The 6,031-nt window shown below is 72.2% G+C and carries 4 protein-coding genes; 1 reads left to right on the forward strand and 3 read right to left on the reverse strand.

Annotated elements, in window-relative coordinates; translation table 11 throughout:
* The first annotated feature begins 23 nt into the window (after positions 1-23).
* The gene (locus OO57_RS13525) at positions 24-824 is read left to right on the forward strand and encodes an exodeoxyribonuclease III (RefSeq protein WP_033252633.1); all 801 of its coding nucleotides are present in this window, start codon (positions 24-26) and stop codon (positions 822-824) included.
* 89 nt (positions 825-913) lie between these two features.
* Here OO57_RS13525 and OO57_RS13530 read toward each other — a convergent pair whose 3' ends face one another.
* From OO57_RS13530 to OO57_RS13545, 3 genes are all read right to left on the reverse strand, one after another.
* Positions 914-1,789 (reverse strand): geranyl diphosphate 2-C-methyltransferase, encoded by an 876-nt coding sequence (locus OO57_RS13530; protein ID WP_033252634.1) that lies wholly within the window; start codon positions 1,787-1,789, stop codon positions 914-916.
* 27 nt (positions 1,790-1,816) lie between these two features.
* Complete coding sequence (locus OO57_RS13535) at positions 1,817-3,082, reverse strand: family 2 encapsulin nanocompartment cargo protein terpene cyclase (RefSeq protein ID WP_033252635.1); 1,266 nt, start codon at positions 3,080-3,082, stop codon at positions 1,817-1,819.
* A 490-nt stretch (positions 3,083-3,572) separates the two neighbouring features.
* On the reverse strand, positions 3,573-6,002 hold the full coding sequence (locus tag OO57_RS13545; RefSeq protein ID WP_033252637.1) for a glycoside hydrolase family 9 protein: 2,430 nt from the start codon (positions 6,000-6,002) through the stop codon (positions 3,573-3,575).
* Positions 6,003-6,031 lie beyond the last annotated feature (29 nt).

Raw genomic sequence — 6,031 nt, forward strand, 5'->3', positions numbered from 1 at the left:
GGGCGAGCCGGTACCCTCGCTCCGTGCAAAGCATCACGACTGTCAACGTGAACGGGATCCGGGCGGCCGCCAAGAAGGGCTTCCTGGAGTGGATGGACGACACCAAGTCCGAGGTGGTCTGCCTGCAGGAGGTGCGCGCCGAGGCCGGGCAGTTCGCCGACGTGCTGGCCCGCCTCGACGGGTGGCACGCCGTCTGGGCGCCCGCCGCCGCCAAGGGCCGGGCCGGGGTCGCGGTGCTCTCCCGGCGCGCGCCCGACGCCACCCGGATCGGCTTCGGCTCCGCCGAGTTCGACGTCTCCGGCCGCTACGCCGAGCTCGACCTGCCGGGCCTGACCGTCGCCTCGCTGTACCTCCCCTCCGGCGAGGTCGGCACCGAGCGGCAGGACGAGAAGGAGCGGTTCATGGCCGAGTTCCTGGTCCACCTCGGCGAGCTGCGCGCCCGCGCGGCCGCCGGGGGGCGCGAGGTGCTGGTCTGCGGCGACTGGAACATCGCCCACCGCGAGGCCGACCTGCGCAACTGGAAGGCCAACCAGAAGAAGGCCGGCTTCCTCCCCGAGGAGCGCGCCTGGCTCTCCCGCGTCCTGGACGAGCACGGCTACGTCGACGTCCTGCGCAGCCACCACCCCGACCAGGACGGCCCCTACTCCTGGTGGTCCTACCGCGGCCGCGCCTTCGACAACGACGCAGGTTGGCGCATCGACTACCACATGGCCACCCCGGGCCTGGCCGCCCGCTGCACCGACGCCCGCGTCGAGCGCGCCGCCACCCACGCCGAGCGCTGGTCCGACCACGCGCCGGTCACCGCGGTGTACGACCTGGGCTGACTCCCGCGGCGCCGCCCGACGGGCACCCGACGCCCCCGGCCCCCGCCCCCCTGCCGGGGGCCGGGGGCCGGGGGCGTGCGTCCGGGCGGTCAGACCCGGTCGGCGGCGATCAGCACGTACTGGAACGAGCCGTCCTTGTAGGACTCGATGAACGCCTCCTCGATGCCGGTGACCAGCGAGGAGGTGGCGCGCAGCTCCCAGTAGGGCAGGGTGTCGGGGGTCAGGTCGATCACGGCCTGCGGGACGAGGCGGTTGTCGGCCATCGCGCGCAGGTACTCGCGGCGGGAGTGGATGTTGCACTCGAAGTGGGCGTTGATCTGCGAGACCCACTTGGAGGGCTGGCCGTAGCGCGGGTTCCAGCAGCCGGTGATGGTGACGTAGCGGCCGCCGACCTTGAGCACCCGGGAGTGCTCGGCGAACAGGTCGTGCAGGTCGACGTACATGCTGGACTCGTTGTTCCACGAGCCGGACATCTGGCCGTTGGCGAACGGGGTGTCGAGCATGTTGCAGACCCGGGAGCGGACGTGGTCGGCGATGCCGAGCTCCTGGACGCGGCGGTTGCCGAACTCGGCCTGGGCGCTGGAGAGGGTGACGCCCTCGACCTTGCAGCCGAAGCGCTGGTGGGCCATCACCATCGAGCCGCCGCGGCCGCAGCCCGCGTCCATCAGGGTGTCGCCGGGCCCGATCGGGCCGAGGTGGTCGAGGAGCACCTCGGCCTGGGCGGACTCCAGTCGGTGCAGCTCGGTGATCAGCTTCTTCTCGTACTCGCTGTCCTCGGGGGTGCCGAGGGACTCGGTGTCGATCGCGCCGATGCCGTAGTGGTGGTGGTAGAGGCCGTCGACGTCGCCCAGGCGCAGGTTCACCGGGCGGGCCTCGTTGTTCCAGTAGCGGGCGATGTCGCCCTGGTAGGCGGTCGCGGGGCCGGGGACGAACGCGGCGGCGGTGGCGGTCTCGGTGGTGGTCATCTGCAAGTGTCCGTTTCTTACCGGTGGTTACCAGAAATTGGGGAGGCTGTAGCGGTACGTGTTGGTCTGGTGCCAGTGGTGGTTGCCGTCGACCCACGCGGCCACGCCGCGCAGGAAGCGCAGCAGCGGCGGGGCCGGGCAGGCGGCGGCGAGGGCGGCGGACTCGGCCTCGAAGGCGTGCATCAGCTCGTTGTGGACCTCGACGGCCTTCAGGTAGCCGTCCCGGTCGGAGCGGCCCTCGCGCTCGGAGATCACCACCGGCAGGTTGAGGTGCCGGCCGGGGCCGGCCAGCTCCTTGGTGTAGGAGTACAGGTCGTTGACGATGGTGGTGGCGTTGCCGGCCAGCGCGATGACCCGCTGGGTGGCGGGCAGCGCGTGCAGGTCGGCCGGGAGTTCGTAGCCGCCGACGCTGTCGGTGATGGTCGGGCAGGGGCGGAAGTTGTTGAACTGGCGCATCGCCAGGTACTCCCACACCTCGGGCACGTGGTCGGCCTCGGCCCAGGCCGCCTCGGCCAGGTAGCCCAGGTGCAGCCGTGCCATGTCGTGCCGGAACCGGTCGGCCTGGGAGGGGCTGGCCATCTCGGTGAAGTACTGCATCGCGGAGCGGTAGGCGCGGCGCGGCGCGTCCGAACCGAGCGACTCGGCCCAGCCCGGCGCGTACTCCGCCGTGGTGTGCAGCGGGTCCAGCGCGGTGTGCGCGAGCAGCAGGCGGCTGCCGAGGCCGACCGGCGAGCCGCCGTGGTCCTCGCAGTAGCAGTCGTCGACCGCGTTCTCGGCCACCATCAGGCGGGTGGCCAGCATCAGGTGGTCGACCGTGGGGGCGTCCGGGTGGCAGGCCACCATGTAGCGGCCGACCGAGAAGCCGTCGAACTGGCCCTCCCACTCGTCCGGGAACAGGTCCACCTCGTCGACCGCCCAGTCCTTGATCCGGCGGCTGACCTCCGCGACGCGCACCGGGTCCGGCTCCGGGACCGGGTGGAAGTACAGGCCCGGCACCGGGACGCCTTCCACCGGGACGCCTTCCACCGGGTCGGTCCGGACCTCCGGTTCGGGGAGCCGGGAGGCCAGGAGGAGGCCCCCCGTCCCGAGCCCGCTGGGGCCGCGCAGGATCCGCTCCAGCTCCGACGCCGCGGGGGCGGCACCGGCGGCAGCGGGGGCGGCAGCGGGCGCGGCGTCCGGCTCGACGGCGGGTGCCGCGCTCGCGACCTCCCGCGCCGCGGCCTCCAGCACCGAGGTCAGGGCGGACAGGAACGGCGGCACGTCAGGCGACGGGGAGAGCCCTGGGTCGGGCATCCGTGGCTCCTAACTGGGGGGATGAGGGGGCGGGTCCGCCCGGACGTGCGGACGGTGGCGGGCGGCCTGGAGCCGTCCGCCACGAGGGGTGCTATCGGCGAACTCTCGTCGGGGGACGAAAAGATGACGAATCGTCAGGACTCGTGGCCGCCTCGGTCGGATCTTGAGGAACGCTAGTGCTCCGCACGGGCGCCTCGCTCGCGAGGCCGGGGGTATTTACTTCGATGCGGTGATCTTGCGGAGCACGATGTTTACCCGTCGCACCAGCGGCATTTGAGCCAGCCCGCCCAGGCCGTTCCCGAACCACCGCACCATCGCCTCCCCCGCCCCCGCACGCAGAACCGTTTCCGGCCACCCACCGCCCCCGCCCCCACCCGTCACCGTCACCGCCTCCACCCGTCACCGCCACCGCCACCGCCACCGCCACGCACGAACGCCCCCGCCCCCCGCGGGGAGGCGGGGGCGGGGGCGTTCGGGGTGCCGGAGCTGCTCAGCTGGTGCTGCAGGCCCGGCCGTTGAGGGTGAAGGCGGGCAGCGCGGCGGGGGTGCCGGTGGCCTGGAAGCCGAAGGAGGCGGAGCCGCCCGGGGCCAGGGTGCCGTTCCAGCCCGCGTCGGTGACGGTGACGGCCGCGCCGCTCTGGACCACCTTGGCGTTCCAGGCGTTGGTGACCACCTCGTTGCCCCGGTACGTCCAGGCGAGGGTCCAGCCGGAGACGGTGCTGCTCCCGGTGTTGCGGACCGTCACGTCTGCGGTGAACCCGCTGCCCCAACTGCTGCCCACGGTGTAGGTCACCGCGCAGCCCGCGACCGGCTGGGACGGGCTGCTGCTCGGGCTACTGCTCGGGCTGCTGCTCGCACTCGGGGACGGGGACGGCGAGGCCGAGGCCGAGGGCGACGGGGAGGGCGAGGGCGACGCGGAGGCGGACGGGGACGGCGAGGGGCCGGTGCCGCCCGGCTCGGCGCCCCACTGCGGCGCTCCCCCGTCCAGCAGCCGGATGTTGGCCGCGTCCACCGGCGTCGAGCCCGGGACCAGCGAGATGCCCTGGTACGACCAGTCGTTGGTCGGGTCCCAGGCGCCCGCGGAGGCGATCCGGAACTGGACCTCCTTGCGGTAGGCGGACTGTCCGGCCGGGGCGATCACGGTGTTGGAGCAGTCGACCGTGACGTAGTAGGTGGACCCGGAGTACAGCGTCGGGCCGCTGACCGTGCCGCACTGGTTGTAGTTGGTGGTGAGGGTGATCTGGCTCGGGCTCACCCCCGGCTCCAGGGTGAAGTAGTAGCGCAGCGAGGCGTTCTTGAGCGCGCGGGCCGGCCAGGCCGACTTGTTGATCAGGTAGGCCTTGATCTCGGTGAAGTTGGTGCCGGAGGCGTTCACCGAGGCCTGGACGGACATCTCCGGCCCGTCCGGGCTCTCCTTCGGCGGGAAGCTCGCCAGCGGGCTGCCGCCGTACTCGCCGTAGAGCCGGGCCAGCGCGCCGGTGAAGGCGGCGTTGTAGTCGGTGGCGACCTCGTTGTTGACGTAGTTCGAGCGGTCGTCGGTGTAGGAGTCGTCGGCCGAGCTGGGGCCGCCGACCAGGGCGCCGATCAGGGTGTGGCGGCTGTTGACGGGGCTGGTGAGCTGGTCGGTCCAGGAGCCGTGGGCGGTGCGGTGGTGCGGGTTCTTCGGGGAGTTGGCGCCGAAGCCGATCAGGTAGCTGGACTTGCGGGGGTTGTCGCCGAGCGCGTAGCCGATCTGGCGGACCGCGAAGTCGTGGTAGCGGGCCTTGCGGACGGGGTCGCTCGCGAGCGTGTCGGAGTAGACCAGTGCCACGAAGGAGGTGTTGGCGGCGTAGCGCAGCGACCCCCAGGAGTCGAGCACGGCCTCGCCGCCCGGGGAGTACTTGACCTGGCTTCCGTTGACGCCGACGGTCCACCAGTCGAGCCAGCGGTTGGCGTCGTCGACGTACTGCTGCTTGCCGGTGAGCTGGGCCAGCAGCACGTAGGCGCCGTACGACTTGTCGTCCCAGGCGATCGTCCACTTGTAGGACTTCGTCGTGGACTGCGGCTCGGTGGAGAGGTTGGCGTAGTAGCTCTCGGCCTTGGCCAGGTAGCTGCTGTCGCCGGTGGCCTTGTAGAGCCAGATCGCGCCCCAGACCAGCTCGTCGTTGTAGCCGCTCCAGGAGTTGTAGTAGCCCTGGGCGTCCTTGATGCAGTCGCTGTACTTGCCGCGGTAGGTGTCGGCGAAGCTGTACAGCTGCTTGGCGTGGGTGAGCAGGGTCGCCGCGTACGTCGGGTCGCTGTCGGCGAAGACCATCGAGGAGGAGGCCAGCGCGGCGGCCGTCTCGCCCGCCAGGTCCGAGCCCGGGCAGGAGGCGTCGATCTTGTACGCGGGCCGGGCCATCGGCAGCACCTCGGCCGGGCCCCACCAGGCGTGGTCGGCCGAACCGCCGCCGACCTGGCCGTACAGCACGTTCGGGGCGGGGTGCGCCTTGATCAGGTAGTCGTCGACGAAGCGCAGGTTGTTCTTCAGGTACTGCATCTGCCCGGAGGCGGTGTAGCCCTGCTTCTCGGCGATGCCGCCCCAGGCCAGCATGGTGGTCGAAGCGGCCATCGGCAGGCCGAACTTGACGTGGTCGCCGGCGTCGTACCAGCCGCCGGTCAGGTCGAGTCCGACGTCCTTGCCGTCGTCCAGCGCGGAGTCGCCGCGCCAGCTCACCCGGTTGGTCGCGGGCAGCTTGCCGGACTGCTGGGCCTCGTAGAACAGCAGCGACTTCTGCAGCGCCTCGCCGTAGTTGAACGCGGGCGCGGCGGCGCTGTCGGCGGCCGCGGCGTGCAGCGGCAGCAGCGCACCGGCGGCCAGCGCACCGGCTGCGAACAGGCCGAGGACGGTGCGGCGGGCGGAGCGCGGCGAGCGGGGTGGGGGTGCAGCGGGACGGGACATGGCGTCCTTCCGGGGCGGCGGTGGGGGCG

Source organism: Kitasatospora phosalacinea, assembly GCF_000717185.1.
GTDB classification, from domain to species: Bacteria; Actinomycetota; Actinomycetes; order Streptomycetales; family Streptomycetaceae; genus Kitasatospora; species Kitasatospora phosalacinea_A.

Coding starts and splice junctions, on each gene's coding strand:
- OO57_RS13535 (WP_033252635.1), bottom strand. CDS start 3,082: ATGCCCGACCCAGGGCTCTCCCCGTCGCCTGACGTGCCGCCGTTCCTG.
- OO57_RS13545 (WP_033252637.1), bottom strand. CDS start 6,002: ATGTCCCGTCCCGCTGCACCCCCACCCCGCTCGCCGCGCTCCGCCCGC.
- OO57_RS13530 (WP_033252634.1), bottom strand. CDS start 1,789: ATGACCACCACCGAGACCGCCACCGCCGCCGCGTTCGTCCCCGGCCCC.